General features: G+C 67.1%; 16 protein-coding genes. 6 read left to right on the top strand and 10 right to left on the bottom strand.

The window, feature by feature from the left end; translation table 11 throughout:
* Positions 1-8: 8 nt before the first annotated feature.
* The 5 genes from GO608_RS12290 to GO608_RS12270 all read right to left on the bottom strand — a co-directional run bounded on the left by GO608_RS12290 (position 9) and on the right by GO608_RS12270 (position 6,879).
* Entirely contained in the window at positions 9-1,382 is a 1,374-nt protein-coding gene (locus tag GO608_RS12290; RefSeq protein WP_169199367.1) for a TolC family outer membrane protein, read from the bottom strand.
* A gap of 21 nt (positions 1,383-1,403) precedes the next feature.
* Complete coding sequence (locus tag GO608_RS12285) at positions 1,404-1,727, bottom strand: rhodanese-like domain-containing protein (RefSeq protein ID WP_169199337.1); 324 nt, start codon at positions 1,725-1,727, stop codon at positions 1,404-1,406.
* An 84-nt stretch (positions 1,728-1,811) separates the two neighbouring features.
* Positions 1,812-2,465 (bottom strand): protein-L-isoaspartate O-methyltransferase family protein, encoded by a 654-nt coding sequence (locus tag GO608_RS12280; RefSeq protein ID WP_169199338.1) that lies wholly within the window; start codon positions 2,463-2,465, stop codon positions 1,812-1,814.
* Positions 2,466-2,536: 71 nt separating this feature from the next.
* A complete protein-coding gene (locus tag GO608_RS12275; protein WP_169199339.1) occupies positions 2,537-5,779 on the bottom strand; it encodes an efflux RND transporter permease subunit in 3,243 nt (1,080 codons plus the stop codon).
* Complete coding sequence (locus GO608_RS12270) at positions 5,776-6,879, bottom strand: efflux RND transporter periplasmic adaptor subunit (RefSeq protein WP_169199340.1); 1,104 nt, start codon at positions 6,877-6,879, stop codon at positions 5,776-5,778. The genes GO608_RS12275 and GO608_RS12270 overlap by 4 nt, the downstream gene beginning before the upstream one ends.
* Before the next feature lie 515 nt (positions 6,880-7,394).
* Between GO608_RS12270 and GO608_RS12265 the strand changes: the two genes are divergently transcribed.
* The 6 genes from GO608_RS12265 (at position 7,395) to GO608_RS12240 (ending at position 9,926) form a co-directional block, all read left to right on the top strand.
* On the top strand, positions 7,395-7,673 hold the full coding sequence (locus GO608_RS12265) for a hypothetical protein (protein WP_169199341.1): 279 nt from the start codon (positions 7,395-7,397) through the stop codon (positions 7,671-7,673).
* Positions 7,674-7,725: 52 nt separating this feature from the next.
* Positions 7,726-7,998, top strand: a complete 273-nt coding sequence (locus GO608_RS12260) for a hypothetical protein (protein WP_169199312.1) — start codon at positions 7,726-7,728, stop codon at positions 7,996-7,998.
* Between the two features lie 93 nt (positions 7,999-8,091).
* Positions 8,092-8,373 (top strand): hypothetical protein, encoded by a 282-nt coding sequence (locus GO608_RS12255; RefSeq protein ID WP_247003104.1) that lies wholly within the window; start codon positions 8,092-8,094, stop codon positions 8,371-8,373.
* Positions 8,374-8,442: 69 nt separating this feature from the next.
* Entirely contained in the window at positions 8,443-8,733 is a 291-nt protein-coding gene (locus GO608_RS12250; RefSeq protein ID WP_169199342.1) for a hypothetical protein, read from the top strand.
* Positions 8,734-8,892: 159 nt separating this feature from the next.
* Positions 8,893-9,084 (top strand): hypothetical protein, encoded by a 192-nt coding sequence (locus GO608_RS12245; RefSeq protein WP_169199343.1) that lies wholly within the window; start codon positions 8,893-8,895, stop codon positions 9,082-9,084.
* 77 nt (positions 9,085-9,161) lie between these two features.
* On the top strand, positions 9,162-9,926 hold the full coding sequence (locus tag GO608_RS12240; RefSeq protein ID WP_169199344.1) for a PP2C family protein-serine/threonine phosphatase: 765 nt from the start codon (positions 9,162-9,164) through the stop codon (positions 9,924-9,926).
* Between the two features lie 49 nt (positions 9,927-9,975).
* On the opposite strand, the gene GO608_RS12235 is transcribed toward GO608_RS12240, so the two are convergent.
* From GO608_RS12235 to GO608_RS12215, 5 genes are read right to left on the bottom strand one after another with little or no spacing between them, the layout of a single operon-like run.
* On the bottom strand, positions 9,976-11,292 hold the full coding sequence (locus GO608_RS12235; protein WP_169199345.1) for a sigma-54 interaction domain-containing protein: 1,317 nt from the start codon (positions 11,290-11,292) through the stop codon (positions 9,976-9,978).
* A complete protein-coding gene (locus GO608_RS12230; protein ID WP_169199346.1) occupies positions 11,289-14,354 on the bottom strand; it encodes a peptidase domain-containing ABC transporter in 3,066 nt (1,021 codons plus the stop codon). The genes GO608_RS12235 and GO608_RS12230 overlap by 4 nt, the downstream gene beginning before the upstream one ends.
* A 16-nt stretch (positions 14,355-14,370) precedes the next feature.
* On the bottom strand, positions 14,371-15,123 hold the full coding sequence (locus tag GO608_RS12225; RefSeq protein ID WP_169199347.1) for a peptidylprolyl isomerase: 753 nt from the start codon (positions 15,121-15,123) through the stop codon (positions 14,371-14,373).
* Between the two features lie 34 nt (positions 15,124-15,157).
* Positions 15,158-16,531: a beta-barrel domain-containing protein gene (locus tag GO608_RS12220; protein ID WP_169199348.1), complete on the bottom strand. Its 1,374-nt coding sequence runs from the start codon at positions 16,529-16,531 to the stop codon at positions 15,158-15,160.
* The gene (locus GO608_RS12215) at positions 16,515-19,004 is read right to left on the bottom strand and encodes an FHA domain-containing protein (RefSeq protein WP_169199349.1); all 2,490 of its coding nucleotides are present in this window, start codon (positions 19,002-19,004) and stop codon (positions 16,515-16,517) included. Before GO608_RS12215 ends, GO608_RS12220 begins: the two co-directional genes overlap by 17 nt.
* Positions 19,005-19,051 lie beyond the last annotated feature (47 nt).

Below are 19,051 nucleotides of genomic sequence, written 5' to 3'. Positions count from 1 at the left end.
AGGACTAACTAACGCGAGGCCGGCCCGAGTTGCGCCGGCGGAAGATTCATCGCGCTCTCGGCGAGCAGCGCGTTGATCACCTGAACGTCTTCTTCGCCGAGCGTCCCCGCCGCCGCCTTCAGCCGCAACTGGGCGAGCAGCGTGTCGTAACGGGCGCGGGCGAGCTGGCGCAAGGTGTCGGCGAGCTGGCTTTGCGCATTCAGCACGTCGATGTTGATCCGTACGCCGACTTCATAGCCGAGGCGGTTGGCCTCGAGCGCCGACGTCGACGACACCTGCGCGGCTTCGAGCGCGCGCACTTGCGCCATGCCGCTGGTCACGCCGAGATAAGCCTGGCGCGCGGCGAGCGCGGCGTTGCGGCGAGCCTCCTCGAGATCGGCGTCGGCCCTGACTCGCAGCGCCGCCGCTTCACGCGTCCGCGACGAAACCGCACCGCCCGCGAACAGCGGCAAATTGAACTGCAGGCCGACGGTCTGCGCATCGCTTTCCGTCCGCCCGCCCAAGCCGGCGAAACTGCTGCTGCTGCTGCTGCCGCTGCTGATCCCGCTCTGGTGGCCGTAGGTCGCGACGACATCGACGGTCGGGTAGTGGCCCGCACGCGCAAGCTCGACCTCGCGCGCCGCGATCTCGCGCGACACCTGCTGGGCCTGCACGCCATAAGCGCCCTGCTCCGCGGCGCTCGCCCAGGCCATGATGCTGTCCGGCTGCGGCCGCGACAGCGTCACGCTGCCGCGCAACCCGGCCAGCGGCTCCGGGTCCTTGCCGATGATCTGCGCGAGCGCGTGGCGGCGCACGTCGAGATCGTTGCGTGCGGCGATTTCCTGCGCCACCGCGAGATCGAAGCGCGACTGCGCCTCGTGTACATCGGTGATCGTCACCGTGCCGACTTCGAAGCTCGCCTTCGCGAGCTCGAGCTGTTCGGCGGCCGCAGTGCGCAGCTGCGTCTGCGCGATCAGCACGTCCTGGGCGTTCAGGACATCGAAATAGGCCTGCGACACACGCAGGATCAGGTCCTGGCGCGCCTCGCCGAACTGCACGCCGGCGAGCGCGGTCTGCAGCTCGCCCTGCTTGTACTGCACCCAGTTCTGCCAGCGGAACAGCGGCTGCGTCAGCTGCACGCCGTACGCGTTGCTGTTGTAGCGCCGCTCGCCGAACTGGCTGCTATCGACGTCGTTCCACTTCGTGTCGGCCGACGCCCCGACCACCGGCAGCAGCCCGGCGCGACCCTGGATGACCCGTTCCTGGCCGGCATCGAACAGCGCGCGAGCCGCCGCATAGCGGGCGTCGTTCGCCAGTGCGTCGCGATACACATCGAGCAGATCGGCGGACCACGCCGCTGCCGGGATCAGGCTCGCCACACAGATTGCCAGCGCCCGCTTCATCGGCTTCATCCTCCGCTTCATTCAGTATCGCGCCATGCCCGGATCGACCTGCGCCGCCCAAGCTGCGACGCCGCCCGCCAGATTGATGACGTTGCGGAAGCCCTGGCGCTCGAGGAACATGCCGACCTGCGCGCTGCGCGCACCGTGGTGGCAGATGACGACCGTCTCGGCGCCGGCGTCGAGCTCGCCGAGGTGGGCCGGCACCGTCGCCATCGGCATCGGCTGCGAACCTTCGATGTGGCAGGTTTCGAATTCCCACGGCTCGCGCACGTCGAGCAGCACGGGTTTTTCGCGCGACGCATCGGCAAGCCGGTCGGCGAGTTCGGGAGCGGTCATCTGGCGCATCGTCACATCCTCCAAAGTGGAGTTTCGCTTACTCTCGCAGCGGTGGCGTGCGCCCGCGATCGGGTCGGCGGAAGCCGCCGCTGCTCAGAACCTGAATTCGTCGGGGCGCTGCGCGTTCTTCAGCATCGGCACGACGGTTTCGAAAATATCCTCGCTTTCGTACGCCCCTTCGCCGACACAGGTCACGAGCCGCGCCTTCATCACCGGCGCTTCGCCGACGAACGCGAACAGGCGCCCGCCGACCTTGAGCTGCGCCAGCAGCGCGGGTGGCAACATCGGCAGGCCGCCAGACATGACGATGACGTCGTAGGGAGCGCGGCTGCTCCACCCCGCGGCAGCGTCGCCGTCCTCGACGATGACGTTCTCGACGCCGTAGCGGGCAAGGTTTTCAGCGGCAAGCTTGACGAGTTCGGGCTCGATGTCGATCGTACGCACCCAGTCGGAGCACGCCGCGAGCAGCGCGGCAAAGTAGCCGGAACCGGCGCCGACTTCGAGCACCGTGTCGGAGCGCTTGACCTGCAGCGCCTGCAGGATCTTGCCTTCGATGACGGGCTTGAGCATCGACTGGCCGCAGCCGATCGGGATTTCGATATCGGCAAAAGCGAGCGTCTTGTAGGCGGCGGGAACGAACTCCTCGCGCCTGACCGCCATCAGCAGATCGAGCACATCCTGATCCAGCACATCCCAGGGGCGGATCTGCTGCTCGACCATATTGAAGCGGGCTTGTTCGAAATTCATTTTGGGCTTCCTGTGCAAATATTAGCACACGCTAATAGAGTGCGCGACCGGATGAGAAAAACCTTCGCATTCTAGCGCACTTGCGGCGCCGCGACGTTCGCCGCGGGACTCCCGGAGCGCTCGTCCTGCGCCGGTTTGACGCGGTACCAGGCCGCGTACAGCGCCGGCAGGAACAGCACCGTCAACACCGTCGCGACCGTCAGGCCGCCCATGATCGCGACCGCCATCGGGCCGAAGAACGCGCTGTCCGACAGCGGGATCATCGCGAGGATCGCCGCGGCGGCAGTCAGCATGATCGGTCGGAAGCGGCGCACCGCCGATTCGACGACCGCGTCCCACGCGCCGCGCCCGGCTTCGCGGTCCTGGCGGATCTGGTCGACGAGGATCACCGAGTTCCTCATGATCATCCCCGACAGCGCGATCGTGCCGAGCATCGCGACGAAGCCGAAAGGCTTGTCGAACAGCAGCAGGAACGCGGTGACGCCGATCAGGCCGAGTGGCGCCGTCAGCAGCACCATGAACACCAGCGAGAAGCTCCGCAGCTGCAGCATCAGCACGGTCAGCACGACGACGAGGAACAGCGGCATGCCGGCAGCAACTGAACTGCCGCCTTTCGCGCTCTCCTCGACCGAGCCGCCGACTTCGATGCGGTAGCCGAGCGGCAGTTTCCCGCGCAACGCGTCGATGGCGGGCGCGAGGTCGGCGACGACACTCGCCGGCTGCACCGTCCCGTACAGGTTCGCGCGCACGGTGACAGTCGGCAGCCGGTCGCGCCGCCAGATCACCCCCTGTTCGAAGCCGTATTCGGTCGTCGCGACCTGCGCGAGCGACACGCTGGTGCCGTTTGCGGTCGGGATCGCGAGGTCCGGCAAAAGGCCCAGATGCACGCGCTCGGACTCGGCGCCGCGCAGCACGACTTCGATCGTCTCGGTGCCGTCGCGGAACTGCGTCACCGCGAGGCCCTGCAGCGACGTGTTGAGCAGGTTCGCGATGTCGCGCGTGCTCAGCCCGAGCAGGCGCGCCTTGTCCTGGTCGATCTTCAGCCGCACCTGTTTCGACGGCTCCTCCCAGTCGAGATGCACGTTCGACAACTCCGGGTGCGCGCGCAGCGCCGCCGCGACTTCGTGCGCGATGCGCCGCATCTGGCCGAAGTCCTGGCCGCTGACCCGGTATTGCACCGGGAAACCGACCGGCGGACCGTTCTCGAGCCGGTTGACGACACCGAGCACGTCGGCCGGCCCTTCCTCGAAGAGCCGGATCAGCTTCGTGCGCACCGCTTCGCGCGCTGCCGGACTTTCGGTGAGGACGACGAACTGCGCGAAGTTCGTCTGCGCGAGCGCCTGGTCGAGCGGCAGGTAGAAGCGCGGGCTGCCGCCGCCGAGCCACGCAACGTAGTTTTCGATGCCTTCCTGCTCGTCGAGGAAAGCTTCGATGCGCCGCACCGCCGCATCGGTCGCGTGGTGCGACACGCCTTCGGCGAGCCGCAGGTCGACGAGCAGTTCGGGCCGCGTCGAATCGGGGAAGAACTGCTGCGGCACGAAGCGTCCGAAGACGACGATCGACCCGGCGAAAGCCAGCACCGTCAGCGCGATGACGAGCCAGCGATGCCGGACGCAGCCGTTCACGAGCGCGCGCAAGCGCGTGTAGAAGGGGGTGTGGTAGATCGCGTGTTCGTCGTGCAGCTCGTGCCCGTACGCGGCGCGCGCGGCGAAAAACCGCCCGAGCCGCGGCGACAGCCGCCCGGTGACGCGCGCGAGCCGTGACGGCTCCGTGCGCCGCGCGCGAAAGTCCGGCAACAGGTGGAAACCCAGGTAGGGCACGAACAGCACTGCCGCGACCCACGACACGAGCAGCGCGATGACCGTGACCTGGAAGATCGAGCGCGTGTATTCGCCGGTCGACGACGCCGCGGTCGCGATCGGCAGGAAGCCGGCCGCCGTCACGAGCGTCCCCGACAGCATCGGCATCGCGGTCGAAAAATACGCGAAACTCGCCGCTTTCGCGCGCTCCCAGCCTTCCTCCATTTTCGTCGCCATCATCTCGACGGCGATGATCGCATCGTCGACCAGCAGGCCGAGCGCGAGGATCAGCGCGCCGAGCGAGATCTTGTGCAGGCCGACGCCGAAGAGGTTCATGAACAGGAACGTGATCGCGAGCACGACCGGGATGATGATCAGCACGACGACACCGGTGCGAAAACCGAGCGACAGCAGGCTGACGATCATGACGATGACGACCGCCTCGGCGAGCACGGTGACGAACTCGCCGACCGAGCGCTGGACGGTGCGAGGCTGGTCGGCGACCCGTTCGAGGCGCACGCCGAGCGGCAGCTGCGCGCCGATACGCTCGACTGCGTCGTCGAGCCCGCGGCCGAGCGTGATGATGTCACCTCCGGCGCGCATCGACACGCCGAGCCCGAGCCCGTCCTCGCCCATGAAGCGCATGCGCTCGGCCGGCGGGTCGGCGAAGCCGCGCTTGACCTCGGCGACGTCGCCGAGCCGGAACGCGCGGCCTTGCGCGCGGATCACCGTGTCGGCGATCGCCTCGACATCGTCGAACGCGCCGGACGGGCGCAGCCACACGCGCTCGTCAGCGGTCTCGAAGAAGCCCGCGCCGGTCAGCGCGTTCTGCTCGGCCAGCGCATCGACGAAGTCGCGCAGCGACACGTCGAACGTCGCGAGCTTGGCATTCGACAGCTCGATGAAGATGCGCTCGGGCTGCTCGCCGAACAGGCTCACCTTGGCGACATCGGGCACGCGCAGCAATTCGCTGCGGATCGCCTCGGCGTAGCGCTTGAGGTCCGCGTAGTCGAGGCCGTCGCCGACGAGCGCGAAGATATTGCCGTAAGTGTCGCCGAACTCGTCATTGAAGAACGGGCCGATCACGCCCTGCGGCAGCAAGGGGCGAATGTCGCCGATCTTCTTGCGGATCTGGTACCACACGTCCGGAATCTCGTGCGCCGGCGTCGAGTCCTTCGCGGCGAAGAACACCAGCGATTCACCCGGCTTCGAATAGCTGATGAGGTCGTCCGCCTGCACGACCTCCTGCAGCTTCTTCTCGATCTCGTCGGTGACCTGCTCGGCGACCTCCCGCGCGCTCGCGCCGGGCCACTCGGTGCGCACGACCATTAACTTGAACGTGAACGGCGGGTCTTCGGACTGACCGAGCCGGGTGTAGGAATAAAGCCCGATCAGCGTCAGCACGACGATGAAGTACAGCACCAGCGATGGGTGGCGCAGACCCCACGCCGAGATGTTGAAACGGCCGTGGTTGAAGCGGCCGTGATCGCCCGCCTCTTCGGCGCCGCGGCTCATCGCTTCACATCCACCGCGACGGGGGCGGCTTCGTCGACCGGCCGCACGGTTTCGCCCTCGATCAAGCGATGCACGCCGGCGACGACGACGCGAGCGCCCGGCGGCAGGCCTGAACGGATCACGACGCCGTTCTCGCGAAACTCCCCCGCTTCGACTGCGAGCGGGCGCACCGTCGAGGCGTCGTCGACGATCCAGACGACGTCGCGCCCGTCGACGCGGGTCAGCGCCGGCAAAGGCAGCACCGTCTGCGCCGCCGCCTCCGACGCGAACGCGACGCTCGCCGTCGCTCCGAGCGGGAGCGCTTCGCCCGCGCGCGGGACGCTGACCCGCACTGCGAACGAGCGCGTGGCGGCATCGGCCGACGGGGCAATCTCGCGCACCACCCCCGCGAACTCGCGGTCCGGATCGGACCACGAGCGCACGACCGCTTTCGCCCCGGCCGCGAGTCCACCGACACGGCTCTCCGGCACGTGGATCAGTACCTCGCGTTCGTCGAGCCGTGCAACGCGCACCACCGGCTGGCCGCTCGAAACGACTTCGCCCGGCTCGGCAGGCGCCGCAATGACGACGCCGTCGTGGTCCGCGACCAGCGTCGCGTATTCAGTCTGGTTGCCGGCGCTTGCCGCTTCGGCGCGCGCCTGGCGCAACCGCGCCTGCGCCGCCTGCAGCGCAGTGCGGCGGCTGTCGAGCGCGGATTCGCTGATGAAATTGCTCTCGCGCAGGCTCTTGCTGCGATCGAACTCGCTGCGCGCGAGCGCAACGTCCGCTTCGGCCGCGACGACCTGCGCGCGCGCGGCGTTCGCGGCGAGCCGGGCATCCTGCGGGTCGAGCCGCGCGAGCACGTCGCCGCGCCGTATCCGCGCGCCGACATCGACGCGTCGCTCGGTGATCTTGCCGCCGATGCGGAACGCGAGATCCGTTTCGAACCGCGAACGCACTTCGCCTGTATACACGTTCACGTTCGTCATCGACCCGGACGTCTCGGCGACACTGCGCACGAGCACCGCGCGCGGCGGCTTGTCGGCGACCGGCGGGTCGGAACAGCCCGTCAGCAGCGCCAGCAGAACCAACGGGACAGCGAGGAAAACAGGGACCTTCATCGGGAACCTCCGCCCGTGCGCAAACAGCCGCGGGAGCGTTCAGGATCGAGTGGCAATGGATTTCGGCGTATTGGTCGGTGTCCGCCGCACGGCAGAACCGGCCGCAAGAATAGCGCGATATCGCCGAATGCCGTAGCGGGGCTGCGCACCGTGTAGCCGCCGTATCGACCTCGCCCGGGCGAAACGACGGCGCGCTGCGCCTCAGGCGACGACGAAAACGAGCACGAAGCGACGACATGATGTGGAGGATCGGCGCAAGCGAAAGGCCGCTGTTGCGAACGAACAAACAGGACTGCGACAGCCTGTTCGGCGGGAACCATCACAGCGCGTCCACGCGCGCCGCACCGGCGCCCAGAATCTCTGCGTTCTCTCAAATAAACGCTTATTTATCAAGATATTGCAAGAAATTCCAACCATTTACAGACAACTGGCACGGTCTCTGCGATAGGTCTGCTGAGCGCGCGAAAGTGCTCGATGCAAATCCAACCCTTAACAGAGCTCTCAGGAGAACGACCATGAAATCCAACCTGATCATCAAGGACCTGTCCCTCGACAAAGCCCTCGACCGCAAAGCCATGTCGTCGGTTCGCGGTGGTGTCGGCAATCAGGCCAACGCGACGCAGCAGGGGAATTTCCAGGAAATGTTCGCGCCGGTGGCAGTCGCCAATGGCGCCGACTTCGGCGGCAGCGGCCCGGTGAATTTCCAGGTCACGTCCACGCCGACCCAGGACGCGTGGAACGACGCCGACAACAAGAACAAGATGGGGTACGCGCACTACTACCCCTACGCGTAATACCAGCGACCCCAGCGAATCGATCCATCACCGACCCTTCAGGAGAACCATCATGAACTCGACTCTGACCATCAAGGATCTGTCCCTCGACAAGGCGCTCGATCGCAAGGCAATGTCCGCGGTACGCGGCGGCTTCTTCGATCAGGCCAATGCCACCCAGCAGGCGAACGGCCAGAAAATGACAGCGCCGGTCGAAGTCGCGAACTTCGCCAACTTCGGCGGCAGCGGCCCGGTGAATATGCAGGTCACGTCCGAGCCGACGCAACACGCATCGAACGACGCCTACAGCAAGAACAAGGTCGGCCAACCGTACTACTACTGGTAAATGGCGACGAGCCTGGCGGAGGCGACAACCGCCTCCGCCGGCTTCCGCCGCATCAACGCCTGCTTGCCCAACCTACGTTTCAGGAGAATTACCATGAATTCGACTCTCACCATCAAGGATCTTTCCCTCGACAAGGCCCTCGATCGCAAGTCCATGTCCGCCGTGCGCGGCGGCTTCTTCGATCAGGCCAATGCGACCCAGCAGCAGAACTTCCAGTCGATGTTCGCGCCGGTGGCCGTCGCCAACGGTGCAAACTTTGCCGGTAGCGGCCCGGTGATCATCCAAGTCGACTCGATGCCGACGCAAGTGGCCTCGAACGACAGCGACAGCAAGAACCGCAACCTTTTCAACGACCTCTTCCGCGGCCTCGCCTGACGCCGCGGTCCCGGTGGAAGCTTCGACACGGCTTCCACCGGATTCGGGAAAAGCTGCACCGGAGGATATATGGCTGCCATCACCGTCAAGGACCTGCTGGCCGACTTCACCCTGGACCGCAAGACAATGTCCTCCGTCAAGGGCCGGGGAGGCGCGTCGTGGGTCTATGGATGGATAAGCCCTTATATCGGGCATGCCGCGACCCGCGTCGGCGCCGTCACCAACTTCTACCAGACCAACAACATCTTCGTCGCGGATCAGATCAACAATCAGATCCAGGTGATCGACATCGACAATTCCGCTGCCAATGCAGCGATCAACGTCGCCGCGGCCCAGACCGCCGTCAACTTCAAAGGCTAGGCGGCATGCGGTGACAGCTTCGGCCTTCCAGCCCGGGACGGCGCAGGCCTTGCCGCTGCGTGCGAGCGGAAAATGACCTTCCGGACAGCTCGCGCAGGTGACCTATACTGGGGACATCGGGCGGTCGTCATTCCAGCCACGAACTTCGAGGAACCCATCATGGCCACGATAGTTATTAGGGACTTGCCGGAAAACATGGCGCTCGACCGCGAGGCAATGCGGGCAATCAGCGGGGGTGCCCGCGTGGGCGGACGTACGCCCGGCGGGCGCGCGACGCCGCGCACGGTTTTTCGTCCCGCTGCGGTCGGACAGGCGCCGCGCCGCGCCGCGCCGACGCTGCTGTTCCCGTAGCGGTCGCAACTGCCCGCACGGGAATCGACACCGGACCGCCATCAATAGCCGGCGCCCCGCAGCGCCGCAAGACTTTCATGCCCCCTGCCGACCGGATCCGCTGGACTTCAGCGGCCCGCTGCCACGTGGGTCTGGTCCGCGACGTCAACGAAGACGCGTTCCTCGACCGGCCCGAGCGCGGCCTGTGGGTCGTCGCCGACGGCATGGGCGGGCACGACGCGGGCGAGCTCGCGAGCCGCATGATCGTGTCGGCGATCGACGGTCTCTCACCGTGCGCCGACCTGGGAACCTTGATCCTGACAGCGCGGCAGCGCCTGCAGGCTGTCAATCGCCAGTTGCGTGCAGAAGCAGCCATGCGGGAAGTGCCGATCATCGGCAGCACCGTTGTCGTCATGCTCGGCTGCGGACCGTTCTGTGCATACCTGTGGGCCGGCGACAGCCGCATCTATCTCTATCGCGCCGGCCGCCTGATGCTGCTCAGCCGCGACCACAGCCATGCCGAAGAGCTGCGTGCGCAAGGCCTTGCCGATAGCGAAACGCTCGCATCCGCGCAGAACCTCGTCACGCGCGCCGTCGGCGCCCTCGACACGCTCGACCTCGACGAAGGTTCGATGCCGGTCGTCGACGGCGACATCTTCCTGCTGTGCAGCGACGGCCTGACGAATTACGCGAGCGAGCGGGACATCGCCAGCGCGCTCGCCGCCGGTGACTGCTCGCAGGCGGCCGACGCGCTCGTCGAGCTCGCGCTCAAGGGCGGCGGGCGCGACAACATCACCGCGATCGTCGTACAGGCCGAAGACTCCTGCGACTCCGACATGACGGTGCTCAACCCGGCGGTGTGAGAAGGTTCCAGCGAGCCGCCCGGACTGTGGTTCAACGGTCGTCCTCGGTTCAACGGTCGTCCTCGGCGTGCGGCGGCCGGTTGCGGAAGTCCTTCGAGCGCAGGCCGTGTTTCTTCAGCAGCGTCTGCAGATGCGAACGGTTCATGTCGCAGCGCCGCGCAAGCTCCGCGACGATGCCGCCGACCTGCTGCAGGCCGCGCTCGAGGAACAGCTTCTCGGCTTCGTCGCTCGCGGCGCGTTTTGCATCGCTGAACGATATCGAGGCCGGGGTCGTGGCCACGACACCGGTTGGGGTTGCCACCGCGGCGGCCGCATTTGCCGGAGCCGGTCGCCCGGCCTCGGGGCGGATGTCGGCAGGGAGGTGCTGCAGATCGGCGGTCTCGCCGGCCAGGCAGGAGATGCGGTAGATGATGTTGCGCAGCTCCCGTATGTTGCCCGGATAGGGATAGCTCAACAGGAACTCGCGCAGCCGCGGCGTCATGCGCACCGGGCGGCGCTTCAGCGCTGCCGCGGCCTCATCGCCGAAGAACGCGAACAGCAACGGGATCTCGTCACTGCGCTCGCGCAGCGGCGGCAGCGTCACGTGGATGACGCCGAGGCGGTAGAACAGGTCCTCGCGGAACCGGCCTTCTTCGCTCAGGCGGCGCAGGTTGCGATTCGTCGCCGCGACGATGCGGGTGTCGACGGCGATCGGCTCGTCGGAGCCGACGCGCTGGATCTCGTGCGATTCGAGCACCCGCAGCAGCTTCACTTGCCCGGACAGCGGCAGTTCGCCGATCTCGTCGAGGAAGATCGTGCCCGTGTGCGCGCTTTCGAACTTGCCTTTGCGGTCGCTCACCGCGCCGGTGAACGCGCCCTTCTTGTGGCCGAAAAGCTCGGACTCCAGCAGGTTGTCGGGGATCGCGCCGCAGTTGACCGAGATGTACGGCTTGTCGGACCGCGAGCCGTTGGCATGAATCACTTTCGCCATCAGCTCCTTGCCGGTGCCGCTTTCGCCGTCGATGAGGACCGGCAGGTCGGTCGGCGCCGCTTTCTCCGCGATTTCGAGCGCCTCGAGCAGCTGCGGGTTGTCGCCGAACGCGCCTTCGAAGACGAAGCTGCGATCGAGCAATGCGCGGCGCCGTGCGCCCGGCGTGCGTTCGACGCGGACGTTTTCGCCCGCGGCCGCCTCGACGAAGCGCTCCTTGTGCGACAGCTGCATCACTTCGTCGCGCACCGCGTTGGCCTGGCGCAGGAGCTTCTCGATCTCGGGCCGCGCGAGCGTCGGCGCCCAGCGCAGCGTCGAGCGCAGGATCTCGATCTTCTCGAGCAGCCCGGCGTACGAAATGACCGCGCTGCCGCGCAGCCCCGGAGTCAGGATCTTCATGCCGCCGCCAGCTGCTTCTGCACCAGTTGGTAATACATGCCGCGCCGATCGACCAGTTCGTCGTGGCGCCCCTGCTCGACGATCGAGCCTTCGTACAGCACGAGGATCTTGTCGGCGCGCATGATCGTCGACAGCCGGTGGGCGATGACGACCGCAGTGCGCCCGGCGAGGATGTCGTGCATGTTGCTGATGATGTTGCTCTCCGACTGCGTGTCGAGCGCGGAAGTCGCCTCGTCGAACACCAGCAGGCGCGGGTCGTGGTACAGCGCGCGAGCGATGCACAGGCGCTGGATCTGGCCGCCGGACAGGCCCACGCCGCGCTCGCCGACGATCTGCTCATAGCCCAGCGGCATCTTGCGGATGAACGCGTGGGCGTCGGCCATGCGCGCGACTTCCTCGATGCGCCGCCGGTCCGGCGCCTCGTCGCCGCTGGCAATGTTCTCGGCGATGGTGCCTGAGAACAGCAGGTTGCTCTGCATCACGTAGCCGACCTGCGCGCGGTAGTAGTCCTTGTCGATCGTCGCCATGTCGTAGCCATCGACGACGATGCGCCCGTCGGTCGGCGGGTAGAAGCCGACGAGCAGCTTCGCCAGCGTCGTCTTGCCCGAACCGCTGCGGCCGACGATCGCGACGAGCTCGCCGGGCTTGATCTCGAAGCTGATGTTCTCGAGCACGTACGCCGTCTCGTCGCCGCCGTAGCGGAAATACACCCCTTCGAGGGCGATGTGACCTTGCAGGTCCGGCAGCACGACGCGCGAAGCGGCCTCTTCCGGTCGCTGCTCCGGCTCCATGTCGAGCACGTCGCCAAGGCGCTCCATCGCGACCCCTGCGTCATTGACCTGGCTCCACAGCGCGACCAGCCCCATCAGCGGCGCGAGCACGCTGCCCATCAGGGCGTTGAACGCGATGAGCTGGCCGATCGTGAGCTGATGCGCCAACACCTGCGAGGCGCCGACCCACAGGATCGCGATCGTCGTCGCGGCGCTGAGCACCTGGCTCGCGATGCCGACCAGCACGTTGAAGCGCTGCGCGCGGTATTGCACCTCGAGCGCCTTCGCGTATTTCTTCTCCCATTTCAGGCGCACTGGCCGCTCGATACCCATGCCCTTGACCGTCTCGACGCCGCCGAGTGCTTCCATCAGGAAAGCTTTGGCGTCGGTCGACGTGGTGAACACTTCGCGCGCGTAGTTCTTGATCTTCGGCGTCACGACCACCGTCAGCGCCATGATCGGGATGACGAACGCGAGCAGCAGCAGCGTCATCTTGACGTTGTAGAGGAACAGGATCGTGAAGTAGATGAACACCATCAGCAGGTTGAGCACCGTCGTGACCGTCGATTCGGTCAGGAACGCGCGGATCGTCTGGTTTTCCTGGAAGCGCGCGAAGATGTCGCCGGTCTTGCGCTTGGCGAAGAACGAGAACGGCAGCGACAGCGTGTGCTTGAAGAACTGCGACATCATCGCGAAATCCATGTTGCGCACCATGAAGTTCGCGAGGAACGCCCGGATGCCGGACATCAGCAGCGTGAAAAGATTGGTGATGACGAGTCCGGCGATCAGGAGGTGCAGCAGGCTGACGTTCTCGTGCACGATCACGCCGTCGAGGATGTTCTGGATGATCAGCGGTGGCACGATGCCCAGCACCTGGATGACGAAAGTCGCCATGACGAGGTGCGCGAGGATCTTCTTGTACGGCCGCAGGTACGAGACGAAGCGCAGCCACGGCGAACGCGACACCGTCAGCTGCGCGAGATTCTGCCCCGGCGTGAACAGCAGGCAGGTGCCGCTCCAGCCGCGCTCGAACTCTTCGATCGCGATCTTCCTGAAGCCGACGGCCGGATCGGCGACCCACACCTGCCGCTTCGACACGCCATACACGACGATGTAGTGGTAGCCCTCCCAGTGCACGATGAACGGCAGCTCGAAGCCGAGCAGCGCGTCGAACGTGCATTGCACGCCGCGCGTCGTGAAGCCGAGCGCTTCGCCGGCGCGCGCGAGGCTGTCGAGCGTCGCGCCCTGCGTCGTGACGTTCGCGAGTTCGCGCAACTTGCCGAGCGTCATCGGAATGTCGTAGTGGCGGCAGATCATCGCCAGGCACGCCGCGCCGCAGTCCATTTCCTCGGCCTGCTCGACGAGCGGGAAGCGCCGGATCACCCGCTCGCCGAGCTCCGGCTTCGACTGCAGGTCGAGCATGACCCGCAGGTTGCGCCGTTCGGCGAGCTTTTTCTGGCGCTGCAGCTCGCGCTCGACGAAGCGGATACGCTCCTCGAGCACTTCGCGCAGCTTCGGATTGCGCTCGAGGATCTGGTGGACGGATTTTTCCGGGACCACCAGCAGCGTCGTATCGACGACCGCGATCACCGACGCGACCTGCTCCTGGCGCATCAGGCACGCTTTCTCGCCGAAGATCTCGCCGTGACCGAGCGTCGCGAGCGGGTACTCGGTGCCCTGCTCGGTGCGCACGAGGCGCACTTCGCCCTGGCGGACGACGTACAGGCGACGGTCGTCGCGCGCGTCCTGCTTGAGGATCTCCCGGCCGGCGGCGACGCGCTTGACGCCGACGCTGCGCACCAGCTCCTCGAGTTCGGCACGATCGACTTTGCCGCGCAGATCGAACAGCCGCGCGACAACGCCGCCGGCCGAGCCGATCGCAACAAAGCTGGTGACGAACGCCTGCGCCGCCGGGTTCTTCGCGAGGACCGGCTCGAACGCCTGGCGCGGGATCAGCAGCAGCTCGGTCTTCGCCGACGCGCGCGCCGAGAATTCGTGCCGGTACTCGCGCAGCATCGCCATCTCGGCGACGGTCTCGCGCGCCTTGCGCACGCCGAGGCTGATTTCCTTGCCGTGCTCGTCGGCGAACACCCGCACCGAACCGGAGCGGATCACGAACACGCCGTCGGCCGGCTCGCCGGCATTGCAGACGGTTTCGCCGAACGCGAAGAAACGCGGCTGGGCGTGCGCGGCGAGGTGATCGAGTTCGTCGCGCGTAAACGGCGACAGCAGCTCCACCGACGATAGGAAGTCGGCGACAGAATCGAGTTTCGGTGGGGCGTCGGTGGACATGATCACCTCGAGAGGGCTAGCGCATTTCGATGACGTGTTCCTGCGCCCGGGCCGCGAGCCAGCCTTCGCGCAGCAGGCGCCGCACTTCGGCCGCGGTCTCTTCGTCGAGCCGCGCCGGGTTCTTCGCATTCACGAGGAAGATCTCGTGGAACGCGCCGTCGGGCGCCGCGAACGGTCCGAGCAGGTCGCCGGGCGCGGCGTTGAACACCTTGGCCTCGATTTCGGTCTTCAGCGAACCGCGCATCACCTTGCCGATGAAGCCGCCGTCGTCGCGCGTGTCGGCGATCGAGTGCTCGCGCGCGAGCTCGGCGAAGCTCTCCGGGTCCTCTTCGAGCAGCGACATCATCTCCTTCGCCTGGCCTTCGGTTTCGAGCACGATGTGGCTGACCTCGATGCTGTCGAACTTCGGCGAGTTGAGCTGGAAGTACTCTTCGACCGCCTGGTCGTTGCAGACGCGCTGCATCATCTTTTCCTGGTACAGGCTGTCGGTGATGAACGCCTCGAACTCGTCGAGGCTCACGCCACGCGCGTCGAGGTAATGGTTCATGTCGGCCGCCCGGTGCAGCCCCAGCACGCGGCGGAACTGGTCGGCGCGCTCCTGGATCTCGTCGGCCGACACGGCGACGCCCTGCTTCTTCGCCGCATGGACGGTGAGCCGGTCGCGGACGATCTCGTCGATGAGGCTGTCGAAGCGCCCGGTGAGCTTCAGTATGCGGACGAATTCCCCGGTGCCGATGGATTCGTCGTCGATTCGCACTATCGCGGTCATCTCGTGTGCTCCTTCTGGTAAGCGCAGGATCGGGTCAGCCGCTGATCTGGCGGAACGGATCGAGCGCGAGGTCGATGAGGCGGCGCTCGCGGACGACGATCTCCGCGGTCGCCGTCATCCCGTAGCGCACCGGGTAGCGCGTGTCCGCGACTTCGTAGTGATCGCGCGACAGCGTCACGTGGCCTTCGTAGACCGGCTCCTTGCTCTGCGCGGCGGGCGAAGTCGCCGGCGAGATGAACTCGAGCCGGCCGTCGATGAGGCCGTAGCGCTGGTACGGGAACGCGTTGAACTTGAGCTTCACCGGCAGGCCTTCGCGCAGGAACGCGCGGTCGCGCTCGGCGATGTCCATCTTCAGCACCGCGCGCGCGTCCTTCGGCGCGATGCCGCCGAGCGGCGTGTTCGCCTGGATCTTGTCGCCAGGCTGCGTCGAGGCGACGTCGGTGATGACGCCCGACACCGGCGCGATGATCAGCAGGAAGTTGTCCTTGTCGATGTTCTCGAAGCGGATCCGTTCGGCCGCGTTCGCCGCGAGCCGCGCGGTCTGCAGCTGCAGCCGCAGCTTGTCCTCTTCGTTCGCGATTTCGCGCGCCGCCGCGTCGTACTGGATGCGCAGCCGCGTCAGCTCCTGGTCGCCGCTTTCGAGCTCGACGCTCGCCCGCGCGGTTTCCTGGCTGAGCCGGAAGTCCAGTTCGCCGAGCCGCGACTGCGCGACGCGCAGCGCGTTTTCCGCCGCCAGATACGCGCTCTTCTTCGCTTCGACCTCCAGTTCCGACACCCCGCCGCCGCCCGGCAGCGCCAACAGCCGCTGGAAGCGGTCGAGTTCCAGGCGGGCGCTGTCGCGCGTCCGGCGCGCGTTGTCGAGTTCGCTGCGCGCCTGCTGCAGCTGCGCGCGCTGGGCTTCGGCGAGCTTCGTCGTGCCTTCCGCGGTGCGCCGCTCGTGCAGTTGCAGCGCCGCTTCGATCTGCTGCTTCAAAGCCGCGACCTTGCGTTCGAGCAGCGCTTTGCGTTCAGGAAACTGCTTCCATTCCCGCTCGGCGTCCTCGAGCTTGAGCTGCGCCTCGAGCGCGTGCGTCGCCGCCTCGACCGCTCCGCGCGCGTTGAGGCGGGCGAGGACGTCCCCCTGCGACACCGGCTGCCCCGCTTCCATGTAGATGTCGGCGAGCTCGCCATCGATCGGCGCATAGACGCGTCGCACGTCCGACTCGGGCGCGAGCACGCCGTGCGCGGTGACGATCACGTCGGCGCGGCCGACGAACGACCACACCAGCGCGGACAGCACGAGCCCGAGGACGGCAGCGACGAGGGCGAGGCCGAAGCGCGACGGTTCGGCGATCAGGATCGCGATCCCTTCGGCGCTGTGATCCTCGAGGGCCTCGGTCAGCGGCTTAAGGTTATTTTCGCTCTTCATCGCTCTGCTCTCCGATCAGCGCCAGCTTGGCCTTGAGCAGCCCCGGCTCCAGCACCCTGTGAAGTTCCTGCAGCGACTGCCGCTGCAGCTCGGCTTCCGCGTCGATTTCGGCGCGGACCGCAACCGCTTGCTCGTCCATCTCGGTTTTCAACATCTCGTGGATCCGCGCGCCCTGTCGCGCTGCGGACTGCGCTTCGGCGAGCAGCCGGGCCTGCGAGCGGAACCTGCCCGAGATGCCCGATTCGAGCCGCTGTTCGCCGCCGATCCCCCCGGCGCTGCGATACTGGCGCCACGACGTTGCGGCACGGACCAGCAGACCGTTGGCGCGCGCGAGCGCCTGGTCGCGGTAGGCGTCGACATCGGCCCCGGTCGCGCGGATGAAATAGGCATCCTCGCTCTCGTCGAGCGATGCGTGAAACGCCAGCAGCCGCTCGTCGTAGCCTTTGCCGTCACGCGCCTGCTGCAGCGCGCCGAACTGCTGCAGCACGGCCTTCTTGCGCGCGAGCTCGGCGGCGGCGACTTCCGCCCACGGCCCCGTGGAAATCTGCTGCAGGCCAGCAAGCGCCTCTTCGCCCCGGCCTTCATGCCACGCGCGGGCGGCCGCCTGGTGCTGACGCACGACTTCGGCGGAAGGCAGTCGCGTCTCGCCGAGCTTTTCGAGGTGCTGGCGGAAAGGCGGCGTGGAAAAATGCAATTTCCCGAGCAGCGCGATCAGCGGCTCGAGGCGGCGCGCCTGCAGCGCGCGGTCGAGCTCGACGAACTGGCGCAGGTCCTTGCGCACGACGTCGAGGCCGGCGAGCCGCGGGTACTTTTCGGCGTAGTCGTCCAGCAGCGCACCGAGCGTGTCAGCGCGGCCGGCATCGAGTTCGGCCGCGATGCCCGCGTTGAGCCGCTCGATCGCGGCCAGATACACCGACTCGTCGCTTTCGAGCCGGCGCAGATGGGTCAGCACTTCGGCATGGACGTCCCTGAACTCGGGCACGTGCGCGGCGACGCGGGCGAGCGCGCGCTGGTGGGCGCGGGTATCGGCGTGCCAGCGCTGCAGCAGCGTGCCGATCCGTTCCTCGTCGGCGTAGATGCGGATCGGCGCATCTACGCCGCCGCGCTCGACGACGAACCGCTCGAGCTCGCCGACCCACTCGAGCTCGGCGAGCAGCGGCTGCGCGTCGGCGTTGTGCGCGGCCTGCGCTTTCATGTCGGCGACGAGCGCCGCGGCGCGGTCGAACGCGTGCGACTGCACGCTCCCGACCCACTCCGGGAGCTTCGCCTTCAGTAGCGCCTCGGTGCCGAGCGCCTGCAGCGCCGCATCGTCCGGATTGCTCGCGAGGTACGCGTCGGCGACCACCGCGGCGCGTGCAAAGTCGCCTGCGGTGACGAGGTGCCCGAGTTCGCGTTCGGCACTGCCGGCGCGGTAGAAGCCGAGCGCGACCGCGACGAGCAGCGCGACGACGGGAAGGGCCCAGCGCAACATCCGTTTCACCGTGCCGCGGTCGCCGCCGGCGAAAGCCTTGCCCAGTTCGCGCACGAAAAGCACGGTGCGGCTGCGCTCGCGCCGCAACGGCCGCACCCGGCTGCCGGCGTGCGCCGCCTCGTCATTGACTTCGTCCGGCTGGGGCGGCGGGGAAATGCAGAAGATGTCGAGGAACGAGTCGGGCGCCGCGATGAACATCGTCCTGTCCGGGTTGCCTGCGTCATCTTCTGCAGCGGGGGCGGCAGGGGTGAACCCGGTCAGCGTCGGCTCGGCCTCGATCTCGGCTTCGTGTTGCAGGCTCACGCGGTACACGAAGTGACTGCCGGCGAACGCGACGATGTCGCCGTCGTGCAGTTCCACGGCGTGCTCATCGAGACGCGTGCCGCCGACGAAAGTGCCGTTCGTGCTGCCCAGATCCTCGATGAACGGCGCGCCGCCTTTCAGGAAAATGTGCGCATGGCGACGCGAAATGTAATTGACCTGGTGCGGGTATGCGCTCTTGTAGCGCGCGATCACGTCGTCGATCTTGCTGATCAGGAATGGGAAGGAGGCAATGACGAGCGGTTCGAGCAGCAGGTCGTCGCGCTCGGGGGTCAGCGTCAGGCTCAGGAGCGTCCCCGCCCGCTGCACTTTCTTCGCCCGCGCGACGAGCCGGACGCGATACGACAGCACGCCGCCGAAACAGACTTCGTCGCCGTCGCGCAGCGCAGCGGGCTTCTCGCCGACCGCAACCCCATTGACGGTCGTGCCGTTCTTGCTGCCAAGGTCGGCGACGTACAGCTCGCCCGCTTCGCGGAACACTCGCGCATGGCGGCGCGACAGCTCGGCGACGATCTCCTTGTCGTACGTCGCGAACGGCAGCTCGTTGCGCCCGATCGCGAACAGCGACTCCTCGATCAGGATGTCGCCCAATTCGGGGCGCGACACCGCCTGCAGGAGCACGTTGGGCTCCTGTCCGGCAGCGGTCGGGGTCCGGGCGACGAACGCCCCCGCGTCACTCATGCGACGACACGATGGTCATGAACAGGCCTCTTTCGCGTGGCTGAGCC

The sequence above is a fragment of the Aromatoleum buckelii genome (genome assembly GCF_012910785.2).
GTDB classification, from domain to species: Bacteria; Pseudomonadota; Gammaproteobacteria; order Burkholderiales; family Rhodocyclaceae; genus Aromatoleum; species Aromatoleum buckelii.
This window is presented reverse-complemented; position numbering and strand designations above follow the sequence as displayed.

Excerpts from the sequence above, each read along its gene's own strand:
- GO608_RS12280 (WP_169199338.1), bottom strand. The coding sequence starts at position 2,465 with ATGAATTTCGAACAAGCCCGCTTCAATATGGTCGAGCAGCAGATCCGC.
- GO608_RS12265 (WP_169199341.1), top strand. The coding sequence starts at position 7,395 with ATGAAATCCAACCTGATCATCAAGGACCTGTCCCTCGACAAAGCCCTC.
- GO608_RS12235 (WP_169199345.1), bottom strand. The coding sequence starts at position 11,292 with ATGAAGATCCTGACTCCGGGGCTGCGCGGCAGCGCGGTCATTTCGTAC.
- GO608_RS12230 (WP_169199346.1), bottom strand. The coding sequence starts at position 14,354 with ATGTCCACCGACGCCCCACCGAAACTCGATTCTGTCGCCGACTTCCTA.
- GO608_RS12250 (WP_169199342.1), top strand. The coding sequence starts at position 8,443 with ATGGCTGCCATCACCGTCAAGGACCTGCTGGCCGACTTCACCCTGGAC.
- GO608_RS12285 (WP_169199337.1), bottom strand. The coding sequence starts at position 1,727 with ATGCGCCAGATGACCGCTCCCGAACTCGCCGACCGGCTTGCCGATGCG.
- GO608_RS12240 (WP_169199344.1), top strand. The coding sequence starts at position 9,162 with ATGCCCCCTGCCGACCGGATCCGCTGGACTTCAGCGGCCCGCTGCCAC.
- GO608_RS12270 (WP_169199340.1), bottom strand. The coding sequence starts at position 6,879 with ATGAAGGTCCCTGTTTTCCTCGCTGTCCCGTTGGTTCTGCTGGCGCTG.
- GO608_RS12215 (WP_169199349.1), bottom strand. The coding sequence starts at position 19,004 with ATGAGTGACGCGGGGGCGTTCGTCGCCCGGACCCCGACCGCTGCCGGA.
- GO608_RS12245 (WP_169199343.1), top strand. The coding sequence starts at position 8,893 with ATGGCCACGATAGTTATTAGGGACTTGCCGGAAAACATGGCGCTCGAC.
- GO608_RS12275 (WP_169199339.1), bottom strand. The coding sequence starts at position 5,779 with ATGAGCCGCGGCGCCGAAGAGGCGGGCGATCACGGCCGCTTCAACCAC.
- GO608_RS12225 (WP_169199347.1), bottom strand. The coding sequence starts at position 15,123 with ATGACCGCGATAGTGCGAATCGACGACGAATCCATCGGCACCGGGGAA.
- GO608_RS12260 (WP_169199312.1), top strand. The coding sequence starts at position 7,726 with ATGAACTCGACTCTGACCATCAAGGATCTGTCCCTCGACAAGGCGCTC.
- GO608_RS12290 (WP_169199367.1), bottom strand. The coding sequence starts at position 1,382 with ATGAAGCGGGCGCTGGCAATCTGTGTGGCGAGCCTGATCCCGGCAGCG.
- GO608_RS12220 (WP_169199348.1), bottom strand. The coding sequence starts at position 16,531 with ATGAAGAGCGAAAATAACCTTAAGCCGCTGACCGAGGCCCTCGAGGAT.
- GO608_RS12255 (WP_247003104.1), top strand. The coding sequence starts at position 8,092 with ATGAATTCGACTCTCACCATCAAGGATCTTTCCCTCGACAAGGCCCTC.